The organism is Marivivens donghaensis, assembly GCF_011806565.1.
GTDB lineage: Bacteria > Pseudomonadota > Alphaproteobacteria > Rhodobacterales > Rhodobacteraceae > Marivivens > Marivivens donghaensis_A.
Map to the genome: position 1 here is coordinate 133,248 of NZ_JAATOP010000004.1, position 26,094 is coordinate 159,341.

At 61.7% G+C, this 26,094-nt stretch carries 29 protein-coding genes; 18 read left to right on the forward strand and 11 right to left on the reverse strand.

Going from position 1 to position 26,094, the window contains the following annotated elements; translation table 11 throughout:
* Positions 1-56: 56 nt before the first annotated feature.
* A complete protein-coding gene (locus tag HCZ30_RS07560) occupies positions 57-266 on the reverse strand; it encodes a cold-shock protein (RefSeq protein ID WP_167637672.1) in 210 nt (69 codons plus the stop codon).
* 178 nt (positions 267-444) lie between these two features.
* Here HCZ30_RS07560 and HCZ30_RS07565 point away from each other — a divergent pair, with 178 nt between their 5' ends.
* Positions 445-771, forward strand: coding sequence for an arsenate reductase family protein (locus HCZ30_RS07565; RefSeq protein WP_167637673.1), 327 nt, complete (start codon positions 445-447; stop codon positions 769-771).
* A gap of 50 nt (positions 772-821) precedes the next feature.
* Here the strand turns inward: HCZ30_RS07565 and thrS are convergent, their stop codons facing one another.
* Positions 822-2,768 (reverse strand): threonine--tRNA ligase, encoded by a 1,947-nt coding sequence (gene thrS / locus HCZ30_RS07570; protein ID WP_167637674.1) that lies wholly within the window; start codon positions 2,766-2,768, stop codon positions 822-824.
* 155 nt (positions 2,769-2,923) lie between these two features.
* On the opposite strand from thrS, the gene HCZ30_RS07575 reads away from it, so the two are divergent.
* From HCZ30_RS07575 to HCZ30_RS07585, 3 genes are all read left to right on the forward strand, one after another.
* Complete coding sequence (locus HCZ30_RS07575) at positions 2,924-4,201, forward strand: MFS transporter (protein WP_167637675.1); 1,278 nt, start codon at positions 2,924-2,926, stop codon at positions 4,199-4,201.
* Positions 4,198-4,950, forward strand: a complete 753-nt coding sequence (locus HCZ30_RS07580) for an alpha/beta hydrolase (protein WP_167637676.1) — start codon at positions 4,198-4,200, stop codon at positions 4,948-4,950. Before HCZ30_RS07575 ends, HCZ30_RS07580 begins: the two co-directional genes overlap by 4 nt.
* Before the next feature lie 97 nt (positions 4,951-5,047).
* Positions 5,048-5,740, forward strand: coding sequence for an alpha/beta fold hydrolase (locus HCZ30_RS07585; RefSeq protein WP_348640358.1), 693 nt, complete (start codon positions 5,048-5,050; stop codon positions 5,738-5,740).
* Here the strand turns inward: HCZ30_RS07585 and HCZ30_RS07590 are convergent, their stop codons facing one another.
* Positions 5,741-6,463, reverse strand: coding sequence for a helix-turn-helix transcriptional regulator (locus HCZ30_RS07590; RefSeq protein WP_167637678.1), 723 nt, complete (start codon positions 6,461-6,463; stop codon positions 5,741-5,743).
* A gap of 85 nt (positions 6,464-6,548) precedes the next feature.
* On the opposite strand from HCZ30_RS07590, the gene HCZ30_RS07595 reads away from it, so the two are divergent.
* On the forward strand, positions 6,549-6,965 hold the full coding sequence (locus HCZ30_RS07595; protein WP_167637679.1) for a RidA family protein: 417 nt from the start codon (positions 6,549-6,551) through the stop codon (positions 6,963-6,965).
* Between the two features lie 2 nt (positions 6,966-6,967).
* Here HCZ30_RS07595 and HCZ30_RS07600 read toward each other — a convergent pair whose 3' ends face one another.
* The gene (locus HCZ30_RS07600; protein ID WP_167637680.1) at positions 6,968-9,364 is read right to left on the reverse strand and encodes a ligase-associated DNA damage response DEXH box helicase; all 2,397 of its coding nucleotides are present in this window, start codon (positions 9,362-9,364) and stop codon (positions 6,968-6,970) included.
* A 99-nt stretch (positions 9,365-9,463) separates the two neighbouring features.
* Between HCZ30_RS07600 and meaB the strand changes: the two genes are divergently transcribed.
* From meaB to HCZ30_RS07630, 6 genes are all read left to right on the forward strand, one after another.
* Positions 9,464-10,459 carry a methylmalonyl Co-A mutase-associated GTPase MeaB gene (gene meaB, locus HCZ30_RS07605; protein WP_167637681.1) on the forward strand — a complete coding sequence of 332 codons (996 nt, stop codon included), beginning with the start codon at positions 9,464-9,466 and terminating at the stop codon, positions 10,457-10,459.
* Positions 10,456-11,265, forward strand: coding sequence for an alpha/beta hydrolase (locus HCZ30_RS07610; RefSeq protein WP_167637682.1), 810 nt, complete (start codon positions 10,456-10,458; stop codon positions 11,263-11,265). The genes meaB and HCZ30_RS07610 overlap by 4 nt, the downstream gene beginning before the upstream one ends.
* Before the next feature lie 132 nt (positions 11,266-11,397).
* Positions 11,398-11,679: a 50S ribosomal protein L28 gene (rpmB, locus tag HCZ30_RS07615; RefSeq protein WP_167637683.1), complete on the forward strand. Its 282-nt coding sequence runs from the start codon at positions 11,398-11,400 to the stop codon at positions 11,677-11,679.
* Positions 11,680-11,796: 117 nt separating this feature from the next.
* Positions 11,797-12,144, forward strand: coding sequence for a hypothetical protein (locus HCZ30_RS07620; RefSeq protein WP_167637684.1), 348 nt, complete (start codon positions 11,797-11,799; stop codon positions 12,142-12,144).
* Between the two features lie 42 nt (positions 12,145-12,186).
* Entirely contained in the window at positions 12,187-12,693 is a 507-nt protein-coding gene (locus tag HCZ30_RS07625) for a copper chaperone PCu(A)C (protein ID WP_167637685.1), read from the forward strand.
* A gap of 72 nt (positions 12,694-12,765) precedes the next feature.
* On the forward strand, positions 12,766-13,185 hold the full coding sequence (locus tag HCZ30_RS07630; protein ID WP_167637686.1) for a low molecular weight protein-tyrosine-phosphatase: 420 nt from the start codon (positions 12,766-12,768) through the stop codon (positions 13,183-13,185).
* Here the strand turns inward: HCZ30_RS07630 and HCZ30_RS07635 are convergent.
* Positions 13,172-13,480, reverse strand: coding sequence for an arginine transporter (locus tag HCZ30_RS07635; RefSeq protein ID WP_167637687.1), 309 nt, complete (start codon positions 13,478-13,480; stop codon positions 13,172-13,174). The two genes, HCZ30_RS07630 and HCZ30_RS07635, sit on opposite strands and share 14 nt — an antisense overlap.
* A gap of 134 nt (positions 13,481-13,614) precedes the next feature.
* A complete protein-coding gene (locus HCZ30_RS07640; protein WP_167637688.1) occupies positions 13,615-14,223 on the reverse strand; it encodes a YdeI/OmpD-associated family protein in 609 nt (202 codons plus the stop codon).
* 144 nt (positions 14,224-14,367) lie between these two features.
* Here HCZ30_RS07640 and HCZ30_RS07645 point away from each other — a divergent pair, with 144 nt between their 5' ends.
* Together HCZ30_RS07645 and lepA are read left to right on the forward strand one after the other, a co-directional pair.
* The gene (locus HCZ30_RS07645; protein WP_167637689.1) at positions 14,368-15,519 is read left to right on the forward strand and encodes an MFS transporter; all 1,152 of its coding nucleotides are present in this window, start codon (positions 14,368-14,370) and stop codon (positions 15,517-15,519) included.
* A gap of 113 nt (positions 15,520-15,632) precedes the next feature.
* Complete coding sequence (gene lepA / locus HCZ30_RS07650; RefSeq protein ID WP_167637690.1) at positions 15,633-17,432, forward strand: translation elongation factor 4; 1,800 nt, start codon at positions 15,633-15,635, stop codon at positions 17,430-17,432.
* Positions 17,433-18,098: 666 nt separating this feature from the next.
* On the opposite strand, the gene HCZ30_RS07655 is transcribed toward lepA, so the two are convergent.
* A complete protein-coding gene (locus tag HCZ30_RS07655) occupies positions 18,099-18,422 on the reverse strand; it encodes a hypothetical protein (RefSeq protein WP_167637691.1) in 324 nt (107 codons plus the stop codon).
* Positions 18,423-18,679: 257 nt separating this feature from the next.
* Between HCZ30_RS07655 and HCZ30_RS07660 the strand changes: the two genes are divergently transcribed.
* Complete coding sequence (locus HCZ30_RS07660; RefSeq protein WP_167637692.1) at positions 18,680-18,862, forward strand: CTP synthetase; 183 nt, start codon at positions 18,680-18,682, stop codon at positions 18,860-18,862.
* Positions 18,863-19,040: 178 nt separating this feature from the next.
* On the opposite strand, the gene HCZ30_RS07665 is transcribed toward HCZ30_RS07660, so the two are convergent.
* On the reverse strand, positions 19,041-19,547 hold the full coding sequence (locus HCZ30_RS07665) for a pyridoxamine 5'-phosphate oxidase family protein (RefSeq protein ID WP_167637693.1): 507 nt from the start codon (positions 19,545-19,547) through the stop codon (positions 19,041-19,043).
* A 128-nt stretch (positions 19,548-19,675) separates the two neighbouring features.
* Between HCZ30_RS07665 and HCZ30_RS07670 the strand changes: the two genes are divergently transcribed.
* Positions 19,676-19,894, forward strand: a complete 219-nt coding sequence (locus HCZ30_RS07670; RefSeq protein ID WP_167637694.1) for a hypothetical protein — start codon at positions 19,676-19,678, stop codon at positions 19,892-19,894.
* 118 nt (positions 19,895-20,012) lie between these two features.
* On the opposite strand, the gene HCZ30_RS07675 is transcribed toward HCZ30_RS07670, so the two are convergent.
* Together HCZ30_RS07675 and glyA are read right to left on the reverse strand one after the other, a co-directional pair.
* Positions 20,013-20,756, reverse strand: a complete 744-nt coding sequence (locus HCZ30_RS07675) for an alpha/beta fold hydrolase (RefSeq protein WP_167637695.1) — start codon at positions 20,754-20,756, stop codon at positions 20,013-20,015.
* Positions 20,757-20,953: 197 nt separating this feature from the next.
* Positions 20,954-22,243, reverse strand: coding sequence for a serine hydroxymethyltransferase (glyA, locus tag HCZ30_RS07680; RefSeq protein WP_167637696.1), 1,290 nt, complete (start codon positions 22,241-22,243; stop codon positions 20,954-20,956).
* A gap of 212 nt (positions 22,244-22,455) precedes the next feature.
* Between glyA and HCZ30_RS07685 the strand changes: the two genes are divergently transcribed.
* The 3 genes from HCZ30_RS07685 to HCZ30_RS07695 are packed head-to-tail and all read left to right on the forward strand — an operon-like array spanning position 22,456 to position 23,886.
* Positions 22,456-23,214, forward strand: coding sequence for an NAD kinase (locus HCZ30_RS07685; protein ID WP_167637697.1), 759 nt, complete (start codon positions 22,456-22,458; stop codon positions 23,212-23,214).
* Positions 23,214-23,627: an SMU1112c/YaeR family gloxylase I-like metalloprotein gene (gene gloA2 / locus HCZ30_RS07690; protein ID WP_167637698.1), complete on the forward strand. Its 414-nt coding sequence runs from the start codon at positions 23,214-23,216 to the stop codon at positions 23,625-23,627. The genes HCZ30_RS07685 and gloA2 overlap by 1 nt, the downstream gene beginning before the upstream one ends.
* Before the next feature lie 55 nt (positions 23,628-23,682).
* Entirely contained in the window at positions 23,683-23,886 is a 204-nt protein-coding gene (locus tag HCZ30_RS07695) for a CsbD family protein (RefSeq protein WP_167637699.1), read from the forward strand.
* 127 nt (positions 23,887-24,013) lie between these two features.
* On the opposite strand, the gene prpE is transcribed toward HCZ30_RS07695, so the two are convergent.
* Complete coding sequence (prpE, locus tag HCZ30_RS07700) at positions 24,014-25,906, reverse strand: propionate-CoA ligase PrpE (protein ID WP_167637700.1); 1,893 nt, start codon at positions 25,904-25,906, stop codon at positions 24,014-24,016.
* Positions 25,907-26,094 lie beyond the last annotated feature (188 nt).

Sequence of the window (26,094 nt, forward strand, 5' to 3'; positions counted from 1 at the left end):
GTTCGCCCTGTTTAACGAAGGATGGACGCGGTCGTGAAAGCCACCGCGTCGTCAAATCAGTCCATCTTGGTCAGGTTGCCGGCCATCTGGCGACCGTCACGACCCTCGATCAGTTCGAACTCGATTTTCTGGTTGTCGGCAAGGCCGGTCATGCCGGAACGTTCCACTGCCGAAATATGAACAAACACATCTTTGCCGCCCCCATCGGGTGCGATAAATCCGTAGCCTTTAGTCGTATTGAACCATTTCACGGTGCCAGTCGGCATCCTAGTACTCCTTTGTTTAGTCTCTCCCAAATTCGGAAGAACGCGACACCGCAAGATGCCCCAGCACAGGCACGTCGAAGGGTCACGCAATAAAAAGACTAACACGATTCTAGAAAACTCAAATGACAACCTTGCAGGTATGGGGATTTCCGTTCCACATGCCGAAAACGGAGGCATTATGAAGGTATTTTCCCTTTCTACGTGCGACACTTGTCGCAAAGCTGTGCGTGAAATGACCGAAGCGGGCCTGAACGTGGAGGTCACTGACATCCGCAAGGACGGCATGTCCGCCGAGGACATCGGTCAGATCGTTTCCGCTTTCGGTGACAAAGCGGTTAACAAGGCGTCGGCGACGTGGCGCAACCTCTCGGACGAAGACAAGGCCCGCGATCCCGCCGATCTGATCGCCGACAATCCCACAGTCATGAAGCGGCCCGTCATCGTCAAAGACGGTCTGTGGTTTCAGGGCTGGACCGCCAAGACAAAGGCCGAAGTGCTCGGCTAACGAAAAAGGCCCGCCAGAACGGCGGGCCTTTTCAATTCCGATGAGCGCGATCAGCGCAGGTCCGGCGGGGTGGTCGAAAGCTTCAGCTCTGCCACGATATCGTCCAGCGACATGGTGGAGGTCTTCTGCTCGCCCAGACGGCGGACCGAAACGGTGCGCTCTTCGACTTCGCGGGCGCCGATGGCCAGAATGAACGGCACCTTGCCCAGCGAGTGTTCGCGGATCTTGTAGTTGATCTTCTCGTTGCGCTTGTCGGCCTCGGCGCGGACGCCAACGGCTTTCAGAGCTTCGACAACCTCGTCAACGAAACCGTCCGCATCCGACACGATCGACGCGACAACAACCTGACGCGGCGCGAGCCAGAACGGCAGCTTGCCTGCGTGTTCTTCGATCAGGATGCCGATGAAACGCTCGAACGAGCCGAGGACCGCACGGTGCAGCATGACGGGGCGGTGCTTCGCGCCGTCCTGACCGATGTAAACCGCGTCCAGACGCTCGGGCAGGTTCGGGTCGACCTGAAGGGTGCCGCACTGCCAGTCACGGCCGATGGCGTCGGTCAGAACGAACTCCAGCTTCGGACCATAGAAGGCGCCTTCGCCTTCCTGAATCTCGTAGTCGTAGCCCGCCGCCTTACACGCATCGCCCAGTGCCGCTTCGACACGGTCCCAGCTCTCGTCCGAACCCACGCGCTTTTCGGGGCGGGTCGACAGCTTGATGGTCCAGTTGTGGAAGCCAAGGTCGGCGTAGATGCCGGCGAGGAAGTCGATGAACTTCTTCGTTTCCGCTTCGATCTGGTCGTCGGTGCAGAAGATGTGCGCATCGTCCTGCGTGAAGCCGCGCACGCGCATGATGCCGTGCAGGGCGCCCGACGGTTCATAGCGGTTGCACGAACCGAATTCGGCCATGCGCAGCGGCAGGTCACGGTAGGACTTGAGTCCGTGGTTGAACACCTGCACGTGGCACGGACAGTTCATCGGCTTCAGGGCGTTCACGGTCTTTTCGCGGGCGTGGTCTTCGTCCACTTCCACGATGAACATGTTTTCCTGATAGTTTTCCCAGTGGCCCGAGGCTTCCCACAGCTTGCGGTTCACGACCTGCGGGGTGTTCACCTCCACATAGCCGTCACGGTACTGCTGGCGGCGCATGTAGTCTTGCAGCTTGGTGTAGATGGTCCAGCCGTTCGGGTGCCAGAACACCTGACCCGGCGCTTCTTCCTGCATATGGAAGAGGTCCATTTCCTTGCCCAGCTTGCGGTGGTCACGCTTCGCCGCTTCCTCCATCATGGTTTCCCATGCCTTGAGGTCTTTGCGGTTCTTGAACGCAACGCCGTAGATACGCTGGAGCATCGGACGAGAGCTGTCACCGAGGAAGTAAGCGCCCGCAACGTGGGTCAGCTTGAAGCCGTCGGCAGGCACCTGACCGGTGTGCTGGAGGTGCGGACCACGGCAGAGATCCTGCCAGTCACCGTGCCAGTACATACGGATGTCTTCGCCTTCGGGGATGCGGTTGACCAGCTCGACTTTGTAGTTTTCGCCGCGGTCCTCATAGAACTTGATCGCGTCGTCGCGGCTCCAGACTTCGGTCTTTACGGCGTCGCGTGCGTTAATGATCTCTTTCATCTTCGCTTCGATCTGGCCGAGGTCTTCGGGCGTGAACGCTTCTTCGCGGTCGAAGTCGTAGAACCAGCCGTTGTCACGGATCGGGCCGATGGTGACTTTGACGTCCGGCCAGATCTCTTGCACGGCGCGCGCCATGATGTGCGCAAGGTCGTGACGGATCAGTTCCAGCGCGGGCTCGTCGTCCTGCATGGTGTTGATCGCGATCTTCGCATCACCGTCGATCGGCCACTGGAGGTCCCAGTGTTCGCCGTTCACGGTCGCGGAAATGGCCTTCTTCGCCAGCGAGGGAGCGATGGACTCGGCCACCTGCGCAGGGGTTACACCTGCGTCGTACTCGCGCGAGTTACCATCGGGGAATGTCAGGGAAATCTGGCTCATCTTGGCCATGCTCCTCGTCGTTTTGGCGCCCACGGAACGCCCGGTTGCGGGTTATGTGTGTGCGCCTAATTGATGCGCTGTTCGCAGGGTGTCAAGACAAACCCGAAATCCGCCCTAAATCCATGAAGCGATCTGGATGTGAGACGGAATTGAATATGAGCGACACGGCAGCGGAAGAGCTTTTCGAGAAGGTAGTGAACGACCCCGATAAGGACGGCGGACTGAAATCGGACGCCCGCGATGCCGAGCCGCGCAACTTCTTCCACCACGTCATTGCGCTCTCCAGTTCCAAGGTCGCCGACGGTCTGATCGACCCCAAACTGGTGCTCAGCTGGCTTCTGACCAACCTCGGCGCGGGCGCGTTTTTGGTCGGTCTTCTGGTGCCCGTGCGCGAAGCCGGATCGCTCCTGCCGCAGATTTTCACCGCAGGCGCAATCCAAGGAATGCCCCGCCGCAAATGGGCGTGGGCGGCAGGCTCCGCAGGGCAGGGGATCGCCGCCGCTGGTATCGTTCTGTCGGCGGTGTTCCTTGAAGGCCAAGCCGCAGGCATCGCCATCGTCGCACTGCTCGCGCTCCTCGCCATTAGCCGCTCCGTCTGTTCTGTCAGTTTCAAAGACATCCTCGGCAAAACCGTCGGCAAAAGCCGCCGCGGCACCGTCACGGGCGGCGCTGCCTCGGTCGCCTCGGTTGCCGTCATCGTCTTTGCGGGCCTTCTGCTGTCGGGCCTCATCGACCGCTTCAACCTTGTGATCGGTGCCATCACACTCGCCGCGCTGGGCTGGTTCCTTGCCGCCGTCACCATGGCCTCGCTCAAGGAATTTTCCGACGAAGGCAAAGCTGGAAACGGTATGCCCAAGCCGTGGGCCACGATGAAGCAGAACCCGCAGCTCGCTCGTTTCATCCTCGTCCGCTCGCTCCTCGTTGGTACCGCGCTCGCCCCGCCGTACCTTGTGATGCTTGCCTCTTCGGGCCAGCAGGAAACGGCAGAGCTTGGCGGCCTCGTCCTTGCCTCCGCCATCGCGTCGTTCATCTCCAGCTACGTCTGGGGGCGCCTGTCCGACAAATCCTCCCGCCGCGTGATGATCTACGCGGGCCTCGCCGCCGCTATCGCGCTGGGCCTCGCGATCTTCACCAGTTACGCGGGTCTCGCCTCGACCGTCTGGGCCATGCCGCTCGTACTTTTCGGCCTCATGGTTGCCTACCACGGCGTGCGTCAGGCGCGCTCGACCCACCTTGTCGATATGGCCGGCCCCGACCAGCGGGCCGAGTTCACCGCCGTCTCCAACACCCTTGTCGGCGTCTTCCTCCTGATCGCGGGCGCTGCCGCTGCCGCGCTCGCCAACTTCGGTGCGGGGCTTGTCATCGGGGTCTTTCTTGTGATGTCTGTCGCGGGGGCCGTTCTGGCTCTGGGACTGGACGAGGTGCAAGAATGACCGACTATATGACAACCGCGCAAGGCCGCCGGATCGCCTACAACCTGACCGAAGGCAAAGCGCCCTACGTCGTGTTCTGCGGCGGTCTGAAATCGGACATGGAAGGCACCAAAGCGCTCGCCCTCGAAGAATGGTGCAAGGCGCGCGGTCAGGGTTTCCTGCGTTTCGACTACTCCGGCCACGGCATCAGCTCCGGCAATTTCGAGGACGGCTGCATCGGCGACTGGAACGAAGACGCCTCCGCCGCGATTGACCTTGTGGATGGCAAAGTGCTCCTCGTCGGCTCGTCCATGGGCGGCTGGCAGGCGCTGCTCCTTGCCCGCGAACGCCCCGAAAAAGTCGCGGGCCTCGTCACCATCGCGGGCGCGCCCGACTTCACCGAGGACGGCTATTGGGCCAGTTTCACCGAGGAGCAGCGCGCCACCGTCATGAACGAAGGCCGCATCGAGATCTCGAACGAATACGTCGAGCCCTACGTCATCACCCGCCGCCTGATTGAAGACGGCCGCTCCCGCCTGATGCTCCGCACGCCGCTGACCTTCGATTTCCCTGTCCGCATCCTGCAAGGCAGCGCGGATGACGTGGTGCTCCAGTCGGTCGCGGAAAAGCTCTTTGCCCACGCCAGCGGCGACGACATCCGCCTGACGGTCGTCAAAGGCGCAGACCACCGTTTCTCCGACGATGCCTGCATCAAACTGATCAACGATACCGTCGCGGAAATTCTCGCGCTGGTCGGGGCAGGGGACTGATCTTTCTCTTTTCCTTGGCCCCTCGCACGCTAAGGTGAGGGAAGAGCAAATGAAGTCGCCTCCGCGCGGCAACAGGTAGTCCATGTTAGAGCCATTGGTGTTTTTGCCCGACATCGCCACCGATGTCCGGCTGTTCCTGCCGCAGATCACGGCCATGACGCACGAACGTCCGGTCATGGCGGCTCCGGTCGGGCAGGGCGACCGCGTGGACGACATCGCCTCCGCTCTGATGCAGTCGCTTCCCGCCAAATTCGCGCTCTGCGGTCAGGGCCTCGGCGGTATGGTCGCGATGGAGGTCATGCGCCGCGCCCCCGAGCGTGTCATGCGCATCGCCCTGATCAACACCTCGCCGTTGCAAGAAACCCCGCAGGACGCTGCCGAGCGCGAGGTTCACGTCATGGCCGCCCGCGCGGGCCGTCTCGAAGACGCCGTGACGGGTGAAATTCCGATCTCCAGCCTTGCGCCGGGGCAGCACCGTCAGGACGTGATGAACAAGCTCATGGCGATGGCCCGCACCGCAGGGGCCGACCTTTTCGTCCGCCAGTCCCGCGCCATGCAGCGCCGCCGCGACCAGCAAAGCACCCTGCGCCGCGTCCGCCAGCCTGCCGTGGTCATCTGCGGCGAACATGACACCGTTTTCCCGATGCGCAGGCAGGAAACGATGGCGAGCCTCATCCCCGATGCAAAGTTCGTCGTGATGCCCGACGCAGGCCACATGCCCAGCCTCGAAGCGCCCAGCGCCCTCACCAAACACCTGCGCGACTGGCTGGCCATGCCGCAGGCGTGGTGACTATTTCGGGATGGCGCTGCTGTAGGGCGTGACGTCTTCCTTGAACGGGACGTAGCGTTTGCGGAACGGCTTGTCGGCCAGCACTTCGGGCGCGCTCAGACGGTCCATGCGGAAATAGCGGAAATCGTTGCGCATCGGGTCCCAGCTCACCAGATACCACAGTGGCGGCAGGATCAGGATCGCTTGGGGCTCCACCTCGCGAAGGGTCTCGCGCTCGTTCTTGTCGCGGTAGGCAAAGCGCAGCATCCGCCACTCCAGAAACGCCAGTTCGAACGCGGGCAGCAGCGCGTCGTCCATCTCCCGCATGTCCGACAGATCAAAACCGGGGGCGAGGTTGCCGACGTGGAGGCAATCCAGCATCCGCCGCAGGTCCTTTACGCGGTCGGCGGGCAGGGACTTTTCGATCTTCGCCAGCCCCGCGTCCGCCAGTCCCGAAAACGGGATCGCACCTGCGGCCTTGGCCGCGCCCACCGTCACGATTAGCGAAAACACCTCCGCCACCGACAGGCGGGAGGCTTTCTGCACCGACTGCGGATCAAGCTGCAAACCGCCTCCGCGTCCGACCTCCGAATAAATCGTGTACCCCTCGTCCCGCAGGGCGGAGATGTCCCGCAGCACCGTCCGCCGCGACGCGCCGACTTCTTGGGCCAGTGCATCGATGGTCGCCGAGCCGTTCCGCAAAAGGGTGCGCAGGATGGTGTCTTGTCTGAGTCTGACGTTCATGAAGCCACTCTAGCATTAATGGTGACACTTTATGGCACTGTTTTTGGCTACCCCTGTCTCAGCAACTCGAAAACAGGAGAATCCCATGAACATCCAGACCAACACCGCCGCCCAGTACATCAACCCCGCTGACATGGTGGAGACCACCCGCAACGGCTATTCCCAAGCCGTCATCGCCCCTGCAGGCAAGCGCATGGCCTATATCTCGGGCCAGACCGCGAACTACCACGAAGGCGCGATCACGCCCGATTTCGACGCGCAGGTGCTGGAGGCATACGCCAACCTCGCCAAGGTGCTCGACGCGATGGACGCCCGCCCCGATCAGGTGGTCAAACTGACGACCTATGTCGTCGATCATGACCCGAGCAAGTTCCCGATCCTCGTCAAAGCGGTCATGGATCTGTTCGGTGATGCCCGCCCCGCGCAGTCGCTGGTTCCCGTGCCGTGCCTTGCCGTGCCGGGTCTGAAGTTCGAAGTCGAAGCCGTCGTCGCGATCGACTGACCCTAGGCCAACCCCGCCTCGGCCATGAGGCGGGCGGCTTCTTCTTCCTCCAGCCGTTCCCGCGCCGCGCCCATGACGGGCACCTTGCCGACTTCCAGAAGCATCGGCGCGGCAAGCGGGGGCAGGTGATCGGTCACCACATGGTCGATCCGGCCCTTGGTGCGGGTCAGCATTTCCTCGATCCGGCCAAAGTCCACGAGCCCGCGCATCGCTTCCTCGCGGGTGATCCGCAGCAAAAGGTGCTCGGGGTCGTACTTGCGCAGCGTGTCGTAAAGGATGTCGGACGAGAACGTCGCCTGCTTCCCGTTTTTGCGGGCGGCGGGCGCGTTACGTTCGATCAGCAGCGCGATATTCGCCACCGCGCGGAAGGTCCGCTTCATCACCGCATTGCCTTGCAGCCAATTGTCCAGCCCGTCCCGCAGCCCCTCGGGCGCCAGCAGCGGGGCAGGGTCGTGGACGTCCTGCAAGCCCCAGATCAGCGTGGCATAGTCGGTAGAGACAAATCCCAAAGGCTCCAGCCCCGCAGCCTCCATCCGCTGCGTCAGGATCAGCCCGAGCGTCTGCTGCGCATTCCGCCCCGCAAAGCCGTAAAAACACGTGTGTGCACGGCCATCCCAGCGGAAGCTCTCCACCAGTAGACGATCCGTCTGCGGCATATGGGAGCGTTCCCGCTGAAGGCCCAGCCACTCCGCCGTATGCGCGGGAAGCTCCGGCCACGACGGCTGGTTCAGCATGTGAACGATGCGTTCCGATAGCTGCGTCGATGTTGCGAATTTCGTCCCGCCGAACGTGGCGACCTTGGGCTTGTCGGAGGCAGAGCGCGTCACCTCCACCGTCATCTCCTTCAGCCCCTGATAGCGCACGATCTGTCCGCCCATCAGGAACGTATCCCCTGGCGTCAGCGTCGCGGCAAAGCCTTCCTCCACCTCGCCCAGCGGTTTGAAGCTGCCCTTCATCCGCACCTTCAGCGTATCGGTGTCCTGAATGGTGCCGATATTCATGCGGATACGGAGCGCCGAGCGCGGGTCGCGCAGGTTCCAGATGCCCGCAGGCCGCTCCACCAACCGCTGCCAGCGATCATAGGCCCGCAGCGCGTAGCCGCCGGTCGCCACGAACTCCAGACAGTCGTCGAAGGCCGCCCGCGTCAGGCTCGCATAACCGCCCGCGCTGCGCACCTCGTGGAACAGGTCCTCGGCGTTGAACGGCCCCGCGCAGGCGACCGTCAGGATATGCTGGCAAAGGACATCCCGCGGCCCCGGACCGCGCGGATCGCCGTCGAGATCATGCGCCAGCACAGCCTCCAGCGCGGCAACGCACTCGATCACCTCGAAACGGTTGGCAGGGACCAGCAGCGCCTTCGACGGCGCGTTATAGCGGTGGTTCGCCCGCCCGATGCGCTGCACCAGACGTTTGACGTTCTTGGGCGCACCCACCTGAATGACCAGATCAACGTCGCCCCAGTCGATGCCCAGATCGAGGCTCCCTGTGCACACAACCGCCCTCAGCTCGCCACGCACCATCGCCCCTTCGACCGCCTCGCGCTGATCGCGGGACAGCGATCCGTGGTGGATGCCGATGGGCAGGCCTTCGTCATTGGCGAGCCACAGATGGTGAAAGAAAATCTCGGCTTGCGCGCGGGTGTTGTGGAAAATCAGCGTGGTGCGGTGCTTGCGGACTTCATCCAGCACGGCGGGGATCGCATAGCGCGCACCGCCGCCCGCCCAAGGCGGCGGCTCGTCCGTCACCAGCATCGAGATATCAGGATCGGGGCCGGGGTCGGCCTCGACGATCGTGCAGCCATGCGGATGCGGCGCCATCAAATCGGCGAGGGCAGGCGGGTTCTCCACCGTCGCGGACAGCCCGACCCGCCGCATCTGCGGGGCCAGCCGCTCCAGTCGCGACAGCGCAAGAAACAACTGGTCGCCCCGCTTACTCTCGGCCAAGGCGTGGATTTCGTCGATCACCACTCGCTGGAGCGTCGCGAACATCGTCTCCGCCTCTGGATAGGACAGCAGCAGCGCGAGGCTTTCGGGCGTCGTCAGCAAAATCTGCGGCGGATCGACCCGCTGGCGTTTCTTGGCCGCACCTTTGGTGTCGCCCGTCCGGTCCTCGATACGGATCGGCAGGCCCATTTCCTCGACAGGGCGGGTGAGGTTGCGGCGGATGTCGCTCGCCAGCGCCTTCAGCGGCGAGACATAGAGCGTGTGCAGACCCTTATGCCCGTCCATCAGTTCCACCAGCGTCGGCAGGAACCCCGCCAGCGTCTTGCCCCCGCCCGTCGGTGCGATCAGCAGCAGGGATTTTTCCGACGCACGGTCCAGCAGTGCCGCTTGGTGCGGGTGGATGCTCCAGCCTTGGGCAGAGAACCAGTCGGTGAACAAAGGGGGAAGATCGCGCATGTGGCTAATCTGGGTGATTGGGCCCTGCCGTCAAGTCCTGCGACGAAGGGTACAGGTGTTCCGTCTGGACACAGGTTCGTCAGCCGCTAGAAAGTTGGTATGAGAAAACCCGTCGATATTCCCGCTCTGGCCGCCAGCCTCAAGGCAGGCGAGCGCCGCGCATTGGCCCGCGCGATCACCCTCGTGGAAAGCGGCCGCGCCGACCACCGCGCCGATGCGCTGGCTCTGCTCGATGCGCTGGGCAATGACCGTCAGGCGCTGCGGATCGGTCTGTCGGGCACGCCGGGTGTCGGCAAATCCACCTTTATCGAAGCCTTCGGCCTGTTCCTCGTAGAAAAGGGTCTGAAGGTCGCCGTGCTGGCCGTCGATCCGTCTTCTGCCCGTTCGGGCGGCTCGATCCTCGGTGACAAAACGCGGATGGAGCATCTCTCGCGCCACCCGCAGGCATTCATCCGTCCGTCCCCGTCGCAGGCCCAGATGGGCGGCGTGGCCCGCCGTACCCGCGAGGCGATCGCGCTCTGCGAAGCTGCGGGCTATGACGTTGTGCTCATCGAAACCGTGGGCGTCGGTCAGTCCGAAACCATGGTGGCAGAGATGTGCGACCTCTTTACGCTGCTCCTCGCGCCTGCGGGCGGGGACGAGCTGCAAGGCGTGAAGCGCGGCATCATGGAGATCGCGGACATCATCCTTGTGAACAAGGCCGACGGCGATCTGAAATCCCAAGCGACCCGCACCTGCGCCGATTACGCGGGCGCACTGCGTCTGCTGCGCAAACGCCCGCAAGACCCCGAGAGCTTCCCCAAGGCGATGACCGTTTCCGCTTACGAGGGCAGGGGCCTTCCCGAAGCGTGGGACGAGATGACCGCACTGGCCGACTGGCGCAAGGATCACGGCCATTTCGCGGGCCGCCGCGCCGAACAGGCCCGCTACTGGTTCCATGAGGAGGTCCGCCTGCAACTCCTCGAACGGCTGCAACGCGACCCCGTGCTGGCCGCCACGCTGGAGGCCGAGGAAACCAAGCTCATCAACGGCGAATCCACCCCGACCGTCGCTGCGGCCAACGTCCTCGCCAGCTTTGCCGGAGGCACGCGGTGACCCCAGCAGAGCCGGTGGTCGAACGCCTCTTTGACGGCAAACGCCTGCGGCTGACGCTCTTCTGCTATGGCCACCGCAAACTGCTGGTGAGCTTCGACAACCGCATGGCCAGCCGCAAAGGCTTTGCCGAGGTCGCCCCGCTCAAAGCTTTCGCCCGCTCCGGTTTCGACCAGCTGGCCCTGCGCGTGTCGAAGAACGACTGGTTCATCAACGATGAAACCGAGGCCGTCGAGGCCATCATGTCCCAGCTTGCGGGTGAGTACGACGAGGTCATCACCTTCGGGTTTTCCATGGGCGGATACGGCGCGTTTCGCTTTGCCAAACCGCTGGGCGCGAGCCGAATCCTCGCTGTCTCTCCGCAGTGGTCGATCCACCCCGAGGACGTCCCGAACGACCCGCGCTACCGCAAGGACGCCCATCACTTCGACCGCACGCTCGGAGCCATCCCGCCCACAGGTGCGCAGGGCATCATCATGGTCGATCCGTTCAACCGCCTCGACCTCTGGCACTCCGAGCGCCTGCTAGAAATGTTTCCCAATGTCCGCCGCGCCCGTGTCGGCTTTGCTGGCCACCCAGCCGGGAAGGTGCTCACGAAAACAGGGCGTTACCCGCTGCTCCTCAGGGCGATCACTGCGCCAACGCCCGACCGCGATCTGATCTGCCACGCCCACCGCGAGGCCCGCAGGGACTCCCCCGACTACTTCCGCAACCTCGCCAGATACGCCGATACCCGCAGGCCCGAGGTCGCATCCAAGGCCCGCCGCCTCGCGCGGCGCACCGAACGTCAGGCCGCCGAAGACCAATAAATGTTGACCGCTGGGGGGAAACTGCCTAAAGGCTCCACCTCATGACGGAACCTGCAATGACAGGGGCCGCATCGGGCTATGCCCGCAACCCAAGCCGGCCCTGGTGGCCGGGACAACAAAATAGGTGATACTATGTCGCGCAAATGCGAACTGACCGGTAAAGGCCCCATGTCGGGCAACAATGTCAGCCACGCCAAAAACAAGACCCGTCGTCGCTTCCTGCCGAACCTTCAGGACGTTACGCTCGGTTCGGACGCTCTTGGCCGTACCTTCCGCCTGCGTATTTCTTCGGCTGCCCTGCGCACCGTTGACCACCGTGGCGGTCTGGACGGTTTCCTTCTGAAAGCCAAAGACGCCGATCTCTCGGCTCAGGCTCTGAAGATCAAGAAAGAAGTCGTCAAGGCAACTGCCTAATCGTCTTTTGACTGACTGACTTTATTGCCCGGCCATCTTGGCCGGGCTTTTTCGTTTCTTGGCCCTGCGACCAACAGGCGCTTCACCCTGCCGCGAGGGGCTGCTAAAGATCGCGCCATGCTGATGCTCCGCCGATATCTGGCTATCGCCCTCGTTCTGCTGGTCGCCCTGACCTCGCAGCAGATGGCGATGCTCCGCGGAGAGCCAAAGGCCGTCGCCGCCGCCGTCTACTGTCTGGACGATGTCGCCACGCACACGCTGGTGGACAAGGACGGAAACCCCGTCGGCCCCTCGCACCTGTGCCCCGATTGCGCGCTGTCGCTGTTCGTCGATGCGGGCACCGCCGTTCAGATGGCCGTCCGGATCGAGGGCCGCGCCCTTTCTCTGACGTTTGCCGAAAACGCGCTGCCCGTCAGCGCCGCCAGCCCCACCGCGAATGCCCGAGGTCCGCCGCTGTTCGTCTGATTTCCCATCCATAGAAACAGACAAACCCAAAGGACTTTACAGATGAAAACCATCCTTTCGCTCGCCGCTGCCGCAACCCTTTTCGCATCGGCCGCTGCCGCTGACATCGAAGTGCACCACGCTTACGCGATCCAGTCGAGCCCGGTTGCCCCCGCTGGCGCGGCCTTCATGGTCATCATGAACACCGGCGATGCCGACGACCAACTGATCGCGGCGTCCTCTGACGTATCGGCCCGCACCGAACTGCACACGCACATCATGGAAGACGGCGTCGCCAAGATGCGCGAAGTCGAAGGCGGCTTCACCATTCCTGCGCAGGGCCACCACGAGCTCGCGCGCGGCGCCGATCACGTCATGTTCCTCGGCATCAATGAACCGTTCGAGGACGGCGACATCCTCCACGTCACGCTGACCTTCCGCGATGCGGGCGACGTCGAGGTCGAAATCCCCGTGGACCTCGGCCAGCTCTCCAACATGAACGCCATGAGCCATGACGAGATGATGGAAAGCGAAGAGCACAAGATGGAACACGGCTCCGACAGCCATTAACCATCACGAGCGGCGGGGGAGACCCCGCCGTTTCCGTTTGCGCCCCGCGCCGCCGCGATTATGGTGCGGCACATGACCCAGCCTTCCGTTCTTTTCGTCTGTCTCGGCAACATCTGCCGCAGCCCCGCCGCCGAAGCCGTCGTCCGTTCGCTCGCGCCCCACTGGACGCTCGATAGTGCAGGGACGGGCCGCTGGCATATCGGAGAGCCGCCCTACACCCCCATGCAGGACGCCGCCCGCAAGCGCGGTATCGACATGAGCGACCTACGCGCCCGCCAGTTCACCCGCGCGGACTTTGGCAGGTTCGATCTGATCCTGTGCATGGACAGTGATAACCTCGAAACCGTGCTCGACATGCAGCCGAAAGGCGACACCACAGAGGTGCGCCTTTTCGCGGATGGTCCCGTGCCGGACCCTTATTATTCGCGTGATTTCGAAGGCTGCCTGAACATCATCCAGCAAGCAGCCGAAACGCTCGTTAGCGGCAGATAGCCTCGGCGGTCGCAACGAAAGCCTTATAGCGCAGCCAGAACGCCTCGTGGCCCGAGTTGTCCGACTGGCGCATGTCCTGCGCTTTCTGCGGATCGACAAAGAACTCTGCCGCGCGCGCCTGATCCGACCCGCGCAGGGTCACGTTGGCGGCGCGCTGGACGCAGGAACACAGCTCGGGATTTGCTTGTGATCGGCCCGCGCTCATACATGCCTTGCCGACGTCACCACTCACACGGCTTCCGCCACATGATGTCAGAGTCAGTACAGCCAAAGCTGCAAAAATGAAGCGCGTCATGGATCGTCCTGCTGATGTCGTGACCTGCGCCCGCGTTATCCGGTGTCATCAGGTCTAATGCCTTACTTAACACTGCCAGAACGTGTGGCCACTGTCTACGTGCGCAAAAGGATGCCTCACATCCGCGCGAGCGCTCAGCGATCCTGCATTCCTTTGCCAGCGCGGATCTTGTCTTCGTACTTGTCTATTCTATTTGTGCGGGTCTGGGATTGCTTGGCCCCTACGAAAAAGATCAGATATCCGCGCCTCCGGCCCGGCGTAAGTGCTTCGAACGCTTCGGCAAAATCGGGATCGGCTTCCATTTTCGCGATCAGTTCCTCGGGATAGTCGACCTCGCGATTCTGTTGGAAGTCCACCTTCTTCCCGTCGCGGTGCAGCCCGAAAACCTCCTGAATCGTCGCGCGGATCAGCGCGTCGTTTTCATGGATCGCCTCTAAGCTTGTGAAGCGCAGGAAACGACCGGCGCGCGAGTGCTCGCCCGGAACGATCAACACACCCTCGGGATCGGACAGCAGCGCACCGCGAAACAGGTTCAGCGTGGCCCCGTCCTTGAAGCTGCTCACCACAATCATATTGGTCGCATCAGGGTCCCACGTAAAACACGGCTGCGACCACTTCAGCGCCTGCGACACAGGCTCGCCCTCGGCCTCTTCCTGAACGATCCTGTAGAGCGCCAGCATCTCTTCGCGCCACGTGTTCGCTTTCTCGAAATACTCTGCAATGCTCTTGATGGACCTGTCCATGTGGCGCGCCCCCCTGTCTTTGGCCGTACAATGATCGCCAATCAGGGCCAAGGCAACAGAACGCTGTGCGGTTCTGCGGATTGACAGAATCCGGCCTTTGTCTACCACTGGTTGTCGCGCCCGTGAGCTGGAGGGGGCGGAGCTATGACGATGACCGCCCCGATGATGGACGAAAGCGCCGTCCGCCGCCGTATGCTGATGGTGTTTGCCGTGCAGGGCATTATGGCCGCTGCGCTCAACATGCGTATCCCCGATATCCAGCTTGCGCTCGGCCTGTCGGAATCGCAGCTCGGCTACATCCTCGCCTGCGGCACCGTCGGCGCGGTGATCGTCTTTGTGCTGTCGACCTCGCTTGTGGACCGTTTCGGCACCCGCCGCCTGATTATCGGCACCAACCTCATCATGCTGGGCGCGATCATGGCTGCGGCCTCAGCGACCTCGGGCGCGGTGCTGGCCGCATCGCTGCTGGTCTTCGGCGCGATGATGTCGCTGTCCAACATCGGTATCAACGTCGAGGCCGACAGGGTCGAGGCTGCCACCACGGGCCGCCTGATGAACCGCTGCCACGGGCTGTGGAGCGTTATGTTCTTCGCCTCCACCGCAGCCTCCGCTGCGATCCGTGCGCAGCATATCTCGCCCTTCATCCATTTCCTGATCTTCGGCGTGATCTACGCGGTCCTTACCGTCGTCCTCACCGGTCCCATGACCGAATGCCCGCCGCGAGAGGTCCAGTCCGGCCCCAAGCGCCGCTTTGTCCTGCCCACGCTCGCGGTCTTCGGCCTGCTGGCCTACGCGGTCGGCGGCGACCTTCTGGAAGGCGCGAGCCGTACGTGGTCCACCATCTACATGCGCGATGAATTCGACATCTCTCGCGCGCTCGAAGGCGTCGCGGCCCCGACCGTCGTCCTCGCGATGGCGCTCGTGCGCCTGACCGCCGACCGTCTGGTCGAACGGATGGGCGCGCCCGCGATGGGCCGCCTTGCCGCGATCACCGCTTTCGTGGGCCTGCTGATCGTCACCATCGCCCCGAATGCCTACGTCGCGATCCTCGGTTTCGCGCTTGTCGGCATGGGCATCGCGCCCGTTTATCCGCTGACCATTTCCGCTGCCGCGCGCCTTGGCGACCGCCCCGCAGCCGATAACGTGGCCGCGGTTGCGCTGGTGTTCCAAGGGGTCATGCTCTTCGCGCCGCCCGTCATCGGTTTCGTCGCCGAAGGCTTCGGTATCCGCACCGCTTTCGGGCTCTTCCTGCCGCTTCTGCTGCTCAGCATCCTCATGGCCCGCCGCCTGAAGTAAGGGCAGGGGAATACCGCGCGTCACAGCGCCCGTATTCCGCGTTCACCCCTTGCAAAAAGTGGCGTTCGGCCTCATAGGAGGCCGTTAATTCACCCCCTATAGGGCCGACTACGATGACCGAGCTGAAGAACATCCGCAACTTCTCGATCGTTGCGCACATCGACCATGGTAAATCCACTCTGGCAGACCGTCTGATCCAGATGACGGGCACCGTGGCCGAACGCGACATGAAGGCACAGATGCTCGATGCGATGGACATCGAACGCGAACGCGGCATCACCATCAAGGCGAACTCCGTCCGCATCGAATATCCGGCCAAGGACGGTGAAACCTACATCCTCAACCTGATCGACACGCCCGGTCACGTCGACTTTGCCTACGAAGTCTCCCGCTCCATGCAGGCGGTCGAAGGCTCGCTGCTGGTCGTCGATGCCTCGCAGGGTGTCGAAGCGCAGACCCTCGCGAACGTCTATCAGGCGATCGACGCAGGCCACGAAATCGTGCCCGTCCTGAACAAGGTCGACCTCCCCGCCGCCGAGCCCGAGCGCGTGAAGGAAAACATCGAGGACGTCATCGGCATCGACGCGTCCGAAGCGATCCCGATCTCCGCCAAAACCGGCCTCGGCATCCCCGAAGTGCTCGAAGCCATCGTCCAGAAACTGCCCGCTCCCACCGGCGACCGCAACGCGCCGCTCAAGGCCATGCTGGTCGACTCGTGGTACGACCCGTACCTCGGCGTTGTCGTCATGATCCGCGTCATGGACGGCGTCATCAAAAAGGGCGACCGCATCAAGATGATGCAGACCGGCGCTGTCTACGGCGTCGATAAACTCGCCGTCCTCAAGCCCAAGATGGTCGACATCCCCGAGCTTGGCCCGGGCGAAATCGGCATCTGGACCGGCTCCATCAAGCAGGTCCGCGACACCCGCGTCGGCGACACCATCACCCACGAGAAAAAAGGCACCGACAAGCCGCTGCCGGGCTTCAAGCCTGCCCAGCCGGTCGTCTTCTGCGGCCTCTTCCCCGTGGACGCCAACGACTTCGAAGACCTGCGCGACGCCATCGAGAAGCTCGCCCTCAACGACGCCTCCTTCTCCTACGAGATGGAAACCTCGGCCGCTCTGGGCTTCGGCTTCCGCATGGGCTTCCTCGGTCTCCTCCACCTCGAAGTCGTCCGTGACCGCCTCGAACGCGAATACGACCTCGACCTGATCACCACCGCGCCGTCGGTTGTCTTCAAGATCCACCTGCGCGACGGCGAGGTCCGCGACCTGCACAACCCCGCCGACATGCCCGACCTCACACTGGTCGAACACATCGAAGAGCCGCGCATCAAGGCCACCATCATGGTGCCCGACGAATACCTCGGCGATGTGCTCAAGCTCTGTCAGGACCGCCGCGGTGTGCAGCTCAACCTCACCTACGCGGGCACCCGTGCTATGGTGGAATACGACCTCCCGCTGGCCGAGGTCGTGTTCGACTTCTACGACCGCCTCAAGTCGGTGACCAAGGGCTATGCCTCCTTCGACTACCAGATGCTCGAATACCGCGAGGACAACCTCGTGAAGATGTCGATCCTCGTCAACGAAGAGCCTGTGGACGCGCTGTCGATCATGGTCCACCGCGACCGCGCCGAAGCCCGTGGCCGCGTCATGTGCGAAAAGCTCAAAGACCTCATCCCCCGCCACATGTTCAAGATCCCCGTGCAGGCCGCCATCGGTGGCCGCGTCATCGCCCGCGAGACGATCGCCGCCATGCGCAAGGACGTGACCGCCAAGTGCTACGGCGGCGACGCCACCCGTAAGCGCAAACTGCTCGATAAGCAGAAGGCCGGTAAGAAGAAGATGCGCCAGTTCGGCAAGGTGGAGATCCCGCAGGAAGCCTTCATCAACGCGCTGAAGATGGATAACTAAACAAAAAAAGCCCCGCCTAGAGCGGGGCTTTTCGTTACTTTTCTTTCCGGACACCTTCGAAGGGCGTTTTGCTAGAGGTCTTCTGATCCATAAAACGTCCGGTTTTGGTGTCTCGCTTCACCCAATTGCCCGAAGGTGTCTTGGTCTGTGAGCGGGATTTGACCGCACCTTTTCGCGCGTTGTCGCCATATGGCTAATTGGTTGCCATGGGTGATCACCGGCTATGGTAAAGGGGCGAAACGTGCTTACAACACTCGGCGTTATAGCCGAGTAATACGCCCGATCTCACAATGTCAAAGATAGTAATTCGATAAAAGTGGACCCAATAATTTGTCGCGGTCACACCTCTCATGTATGCTTCTCAGAAGCACCGAGAATCATTCTGTTGCAACAAATTGATATCGGGGCTGAGCGTAACACGCAAGACATCTGTAGGAAAATCTCCAACAAAACCGACAGGTGCTTGATATCAATAAGGATATTGCAAATGCGATACTGTGAAGTTGAAGAGTTTGAGCTGTGGTGTAGCTCTCGTGGGTTCGAGAAGCCCGACATTTTGTGCGAGGTTGTAAACGAAGCCTATCTGGATGAACTGAAGGCTCGTTCTGGCTTCTAAAGCAGGGATCAAAGCTCAGGAAGTCCTGAACACTTCCTGAGTGTTTGAACTCACTCCCCACTCAGCGCCTGTCTCACCCTGAACTCTCGTAAGACTCTCTCGGCCTCTTGGGTCAGTTCGTAGTGTTCGATGTGGAGTTTGGCGAAGCGCCAGTCCTGTAGGATGCGTTGCATTTCGCTTTCGTGCTGGTCCATCGGTTTGCCCATCATCCGGTCGAGCGCGCGCATGTGGTGGGCGGGGACGACGCCTGCGGCGGGGCGGCCGTGTTTGAGCAGCCAGATGTGGGCGTTGTTCTCTATGACCCAGTTCACATTTTTTGACGCGTGGATGCGAAAATCTGTCAGCGAAAGCTTGCGTAACGGTGCCACGCCCATGGGCATCTCCTTTTGCGGCCTGTGATCGCACCTTTTTCGGGGGCGATTAGGGTGCGAAGTGTCGGATTCAGGTGCAATCGCCCGATTCACAATCCTTCCAACCGCACCCTTTTCGCCCCCCGATAGGGTGCGGACTCAACGTATCGCACCCCCGCGAAAACGTGGTTAAGGCACCGTGCGCAGGGCTGGTTGACATGGCTCAAGGCGGGGGATGTTAATTTATGAGAATATCGGGATGTAACAGGAAAGTGCCCCAAATGCTCCGTCTCGCATCCGTTTTGTACTCCCTGATCTCCACCACGCTCGCCGGCACCTTCGTCGTGGCGGCACTTGTGATGGGGCAGGACGCCCTGCAACCCATTGTAATCGCAGCAGCTTTGGGCTTCGTCGCAGCACTGCCGGTCACGTGGCTCGTCGCCAAAGCGATGTACGCGCGCTAACCCGCGACGGAAACCCCGCGCACGCCCGTATCACTCCCAAGCCAAAGGAGTTAACAGATGACCTACGTTTCAGCCACCTACTTGATTTTCCTAGGATTCCTCACCACCACCGCCCTCATTTCGGGCGTCGGTATCTAAAAAGGCCGCCCCAATGGGACGGCCCTGAAAAAGGTAAACGTTAAGCCGCGAAGCGGAAGGTTTTGTGGATGCCCACATCCGGCAGATGGTCCTCATCCATGTTCGCGCGCGCGATCTCGAAGCCGAACCGCAGCGCGCTTTCCGTCGAGCCCCAGACCGAGGCGTCAGCCAGCGTCAGGCGCAGCAGCGTGACCTTCGGGTCTTCGCGGCCCTTCTCGAACCACGCACCGGCCACGGGCGACCAGAGCTCGTCCAGTTTGGCCTCGTCCTCGACCTGCTCGAGCGTACCTGCGAGACAGGCGTGGAAATCCTGATCCTTGCCGACAACGCAGTAATGCGCGCGGCCACCAAGGCCCACGGCACGCACCAGATCGGTGTCCGAAGATGTAATGAAATAAAGGGTATTGGTGTCCCAATCGGTGAAATGGGTCATCGGCTGCATGTGCTGCGACGAGCCTTCGACACCCAGCATACCAACGCGGGTATCGTCCATTTTCTCGATGAGAGCGTGGCGCGGATCGTGTTCGATTTCTTTGCGGATAGACATGGTTTTGCATCCTTTCAATTGCTTGCCAATCCAACGCCTAAGCCGCCGCGCGGTTCCGTCACGAACACGTCAGGGAACGAAGCCCGCCTTTTGCACGTTACTCTCCAAAGCTTGATGAGGAGCAAGTTATGCGTGCTTTACTTTGGGTCGTCGCCCTGATGACCGCTTCCGCCCTTGCTGGCGCCGCCATCATCATGGTTCTCGCGCTGGGATTTTATACGGGCTACGCGTTAACGCTGGCTGTAGTGACCGGCCTGATCGTTTCCATTCCGGTAAGCTGGGCCGTCACCCGCGCCATCGGCAAATCCGACCCGCACTGGTCGGTCAGACGCGACGAAAAGGTCTAACACTATGAAGACACTGTATTTTAGCTACATCGTCGCCATGGTGGGCCTCACCAGCCTCGCACTGATGACATCGAACTTCGCCTAAACGAAAGGGCCGGATCACTCCGGCCCTCCGCTTTTATGCATTCAGGAAACTGCGCACAGCTGCCTCGAATTCCCGAGGCTTCTCGGCATGAAGCCAGTGCCCTGTACCAGGAATTTTCGCGAAAACGGCGTTCGGAAACAGTTCTTTAATCCGCGCACGATATTCAGGCAGAACATAAGTCGACTCTGCGCCCGACAGGAAAAACGCGGGCCCTTCGAACTGGCCGCTCATTTCGGGAAAACCGATGATCGCGTCCATGTTCGCTTCCAGCGCGTCCAAATTCAGCTTCCAGCGTTTCTCTTTCAGATCAAGGCTCTGGAGGAAGAACGCCTTTAGCCCGTCGTCAATATCGCCAAGCTGCGCGACCGCATCAGACCGCTGGTTCACGACCGACAGATCAACGCCCCGCATCCGCTCGATATTGTCGCTTTGGGTATGCGCGTAGCCCACAGGCGCGATGTCAGCGACCACAAGCTTGCGCACTTTCTCAGGATACGTCAGGGCCAGCATCATCGACGCCTTACCGCCCATCGAATGCCCCAGCACATCCCACTGCCCGTCAATCACCTCGGCCAGATCACCCGCCAGATGCGGATAGTCGTGCACGTCCGACCATTCGCTACTCCCGTGGTTGCGCATATCGACAGCCACAACGCGCCGCTCGTCAGACAGCCGCTTTGCAATGACGCCCCAGTTGCGGCCCGACCCGAACAGGCCATGGGCGATCAGAAGATCGGGATTACCGGTTTTTTCACCGTGGAGAATGGTATTCAGCATCGTTCACCTCTTCCCCGCAGCTATACCAGCCAAAGGACAAAGCAACACCCCGCCGCCCTTCATTCTGACCAAAATACCTCGGGGGTGAATGCCCGCAGGGCAGAGGGGGCAGCGCCCCTCCCTAGCGCCGCGCCAGCGGCCAACGAAAAAGGCCGCAGCGTGATGCTGCGGCCCTTCTCAATTAAGTCCAGAACAGATCAGAGGGTCGGGTAGACCGGGAACTGCTTGCAGAGGGCTTCGACCTCGGCTTTGACCTTTTCTTCGATCTCGGCGTTGCCCTCAGCGCCGTTGGCAGCAAGGCCGTCGACGACTTCGACGATCCAGCGAGCAATCTGGCGGAACTCTTCTTCCTTGAAGCCGCGGCTGGTGGCAGCCGGCGAGCCCAGACGGACGCCCGATGTAACGGTCGGCTTTTCGGGGTCGAACGGGATGCCGTTCTTGTTGCAGGTGATGTGCGCACGGCCCAGAGCTGCCTCGGTCTCGTTGCCCTTCACGCCTTTGGGGCGCAGGTCGACGAGCATCAGGTGGCTGTCGGTGCCGCCGGTAACGATGTCGAGGCCACCCTTCATCAGTTCGTCAGCCAGCGCCTGAGCGTTGGCGACAACCTGCTTCTGGTAGTCGACGAATTCCGGACGCAGCGCTTCACCGAAAGCAACGGCCTTCGCAGCGATGACGTGCATCAGCGGGCCACCCTGGATCCCCGGGAAGATGGCCGAGTTGACCTTCTTCGCGATGTCGGCGTCGTTGGTGACGATCATGCCGCCACGCGGACCGCGCAGGGTCTTGTGGGTGGTGGTGGTTGCAACGTGAGCGTGCGGGAACGGCGACGGGTAGATGCCTGCGGCGACGAGACCAGCGAAGTGCGCCATGTCGACCATGAGGTAAGCACCGACCTTGTCAGCGATTTCGCGCATACGGGCGAAGTCGATGATACGCGGGATGGCCGAGCCACCAGCGACGATCAGCTTGGGCTGGTGCTCTTCAGCGAGGGCTTCGATCTGGTCGTAGTCGATCTGCTGGTCCTGCTGGCGAACGCCGTACTGGACTGCGTTGAACCACTTGCCCGACTGGTTCGGACGTGCGCCGTGGGTCAGGTGACCACCTGCGTCGAGCGACATGCCGAGGATGGTGTCACCCGGCTTGATCAGCGCCTGGAACACACCCTGGTTCGCCTGCGAACCCGAGTTCGGCTGGACGTTGGCGAATTCACAGCCGAACATCTTGCAGGCACGTTCGATCGCGAGGTTCTCGGCGATGTCGACGTACTGGCAGCCACCGTAGTAGCGCTTGCCTGGATAGCCTTCGGCGTACTTGTTGGTCATGACGGAGCCTTGGGCTTCCATCACGGCTTTGGAGACGATGTTCTCCGAAGCGATCAGTTCGATCTCGTGACGCTGACGACCCAGTTCCTTCTGGATGGCGTCGAACAGGTCGGGGTCGCGGGTTTCAAGGTTTTCGGTGAAAAAGCCGTTATCGGTGGCGGTCATGAAGCGGGACCTCTGACAAGCGTTGCGTTGGGCCTGTGTTTAGTGGGGCGGCGTCGTTACGTAAATGCGCGAAAGCGTCATAATGAATATGAAAACGAAGCGAATAGGTGTTCCGCCGCCGAACCGGCGGATTTTTCGCTTTGAAAGGGTTTTCGGCACTGTACCTTCGCTAAACCTTTGTTACCCATAGGGGCGAAGACACGGAGTGCCCGATGAACAGGATCGCGTTTGTTGCCAGCGAAACGCCGACCGCGCAAAACGCGCTGGACCGGCTTGTGGGGCGTTACCGCAACCGACCGATGGAAGAGGCCGAGGTCATCGTCGCCTTGGGCGGTGACGGGTTCATGCTCGAAACCCTTCATGCGACCGAGCATCTGACTGTGCCTGTCTATGGCATGAACCGCGGCACCGTCGGCTTCCTGATGAACGAATACCACGAGGAAGACCTGTTGTTCCGTCTGGCGGCGGCGGAGGAGGAACACTTCAATCCGCTCTCCATGACCGCGTGGAACAACAAGGGCGAGGTGCGCAAGGCGCTCGCCATCAACGAGGTCTCCCTGCTGCGCGAAGGCCCGCAGGCAGCCCGTCTGCGCATCACCGTCGATGGCCGCATTCGCTTGCCCGAACTGGTCTGTGACGGCGCATTGGTTGCCACGCCTGCAGGTTCGACCGCCTATAACTATTCCGCGCACGGTCCGATCCTGCCGATCGGTGCCGATGTTCTGGCGCTGACCGCCGTCGCCGCGTTCCGCCCGCGTCGCTGGCGCGGTGCGCTGCTGCCGAAAAAGGCGGTGGTGCAGTTCGATGTGCTCGACCCCGTGAAGCGCCCCGTCATGGCCGACGCCGATGGCCGTTCCTTCCGTGATGTCAGCCGCGTCGAGATCCGCAGCGAGAACAGCGTGACCCACCGTATCCTCTTTGATCCCGGGCACGGGCTGGAAGAGCGTCTCATTCAGGAGCAATTCGTCTGATGCTACGCGGCGTCCACCATATCGCGATCATCGTCTCGGACTACGAGCGGTCGAAGGCATTCTATAGCGAAAAGCTTGAACTGCGCATCGTGGCCGAAACCCACCGCGCGGAGCGGGACAGCTGGAAGCTGGACCTCGAACTGCCCGACGGCACCCAGCTGGAGATGTTCACCTTCCCCGGCGCGCCCGAACGCCCCAGCTATCCCGAGGCGCAGGGCCTGCGCCACATCGCGTTCCGCGTCGGTGATGTGGCCGCTACGAAGGAGTGGCTGGAGGCAAAAGGCATCGATGTCGAAGATGTGAGAATTGACCCTGTAACCCGCAAACGCTTTGCTTTCTTTGCCGATCCCGATGGTTTGCCGCTGGAAATCTACAGCGACGAGAAAGCATTCGACGGAACCATTGCGCCCTGAAACGGTTGTCTCTCCAAGCGCGGCAAGGAGCCGCATTAGCATTGGAGGATCAGTTATGAACTGGAACCAGATCGAAGGTAATTGGAAGCAATTCAAAGGTTCGGCTAAGGCCCAGTGGGGCGACCTGACCGATAACGAGCTGACCGAAGCCGAAGGCAATCGTGACAAGCTCGTCGGCAAGATTCAGGAGCGCTATGGTATCGCTCAGGAAGAAGCCGAGCGTCAGGTAGATAGCTTTGCAGCTGGCCTGAAGCACTAACGCTTTCGTGCCTAGAATAGAAAAGACCTCCCGGTTTGTTCCGGGAGGTCTTTTTGTTTTGGCGGGGTGGGGGCTCTGCCCCCGCGGCGTTGCCGCTCCCCCGGGATATTTTCAGCACAAAGGCAGGTCAGCCCTTCGCGTAGCCGAGGCCTTGGAGTGAGACTTTGATCTCGTCGAGGATGGTGGGATCGTCGATCGTGGCGGGCACTTTGAAGTCCTGATTGTCGGCGATTTTCACCATCGTGGCGCGCAGGATTTTGCCCGAGCGGGTTTTCGGCAGGCGGTCGACAACAGTGGCCAGTTTGAAGGCCGCGACGGGGCCGATCTGCTGGCGGACCATGGTGACGACATCTTTGACGATGTCGGCGTGCTCGCGGTTGCAGCCTGCGTTGAGGCACAGAAAGCCGAGCGGGAGTTGGCCCTTGAGGTCGTCGCCCACGCCGATCACGGCACATTCTGCCACGTCAGGGTGGGAGGCGAGGACTTCTTCCATCGCGCCTGTCGAGAGGCGGTGGCCCGCGACGTTGATGACGTCATCAGTACGGGCCATGATGTAGAGGTATCCGTCCTCGTCGATCATGCCAGCATCGCCGGTCTCATAGTGGCCTGCGAAGTTGGTGAGGTATGCTTTCTTGAAGCGGTCCTCGGCGTTCCACAGGGTCGGCAGCGTGCCGGGTGGAAGCGGGAGCGGGGTGACGATGGCACCCAGTTCGCCGCGCGGCAGTTCCTTGCCCTCGTCATCGACAATCTTGAACGCATAGCCGGGGAGGGACACGGACGGGGAGCCGATTTTGACGGGCAGGAGTTCGATGCCGACGGGGTTGGCGACGGCGGGATAGCCAAGCTCGGTCTGCCACCAGTGGTCGATGATCGGCTTGCCCAGCTTTTCCTGCGCCCATTTGATCGTATCGGGGTCGGCGCGTTCGCCTGCGAGGTAGACGGTGCGCAGGTTCGACAGGTCGTACTTCTTCACATATTCGCCGGTCGGGTCTTCGCGTTTGACAGCGCGGAAGGCGGTCGGGGCAGTAAAGAACGAACGGACTTTGTATTCTTCGATGATGCGCCAGAATGTGCCTGGATCGGGGGTGCCGATGGGCTTGCCTTCGAAGACGATGGTGGTGTTGCCGTGCACCAGCGGGCCGTAGGTGATGTAGCTATGGCCGACGACCCAGCCTACGTCCGAAGCGGCCCAGAAGGTCTCGCCCGGATTGACGTTGTAGACGTTTTTCATCGTCCAGTTCAGCGCGACGAGGTGGCCTGCGGTGTCGCGGACGACGCCCTTGGGCTGGCCGGTCGTGCCGGAGGTGTAGAGGATGTAGGCGGGGTGGTTGCCTTCGACGGGAACGCACTCAGCGGGTTCGACGCCGTACTGAAAGCCGTGCCAGTTGTAGTCGCGGCCTTCGACGAGCTGGGCGACTTCCTGTTCGCGCTGGAAGATCACGCAGAAGTCGGGCTTGTGCGTGGCCTGATCAATGGCGGCGTCGAGGAGCGGCTTGTAGTGGACGACACGGCCCGGCTCGAGGCCGCAGGAGGCCGCGATGATCGCCTTGGGCTTGGCGTCGTCGATGCGGATGGCAAGTTCATGCGCCGCAAAGCCGCCGAAGACGACCGAGTGGATTGCACCGAGGCGGGCACAGGCCAGCATGGCTTCGAGAGCTTCGGGAACCATCGGCATGTAGATGATGACGCGGTCGCCCTTTTCGATGCCCTTGGCGCGCAGTGCGCCCGCGAGGTTGGCGACGCGGTTGCGCAGTTCCAGATAGGAAATCTGGCGCTTGGTCTGTGTGATCGGGCTGTCGTAGATGATTGCGGTCTGTTCACCGCGGCCGTTTTCGACGTGGCGGTCCACGGCGTTATAGCAGGCGTTCACCTTTGCATCGGCGAACCATTCGTACATCGGAGCATTGTCGTCCCAGAGAGCCTTGCTCGGTGGCTCGACCCAGTCGATGGCCTTGGCCTGCTCCATCCAGAACCCCTCGGGGTCCGATTTCCAAGCGTCGTAGACGTCCTTATATGCCATGTTTCGAGCTCCTCCTCTCGTTACCTCATAGGTGTAGGCGACGAGCGAAGAGGCGGGCAACATTGTTAGCGATAAGTGCGGCGCTTTGAGCCAAAAAATTTGCATAAAGACGCTTTCCGGTCTGCAAATTTTTGCAAACTGACGCGTTCTATGCGGAATGACAGAAAAAAGGCCCGACTTTGCAAAGT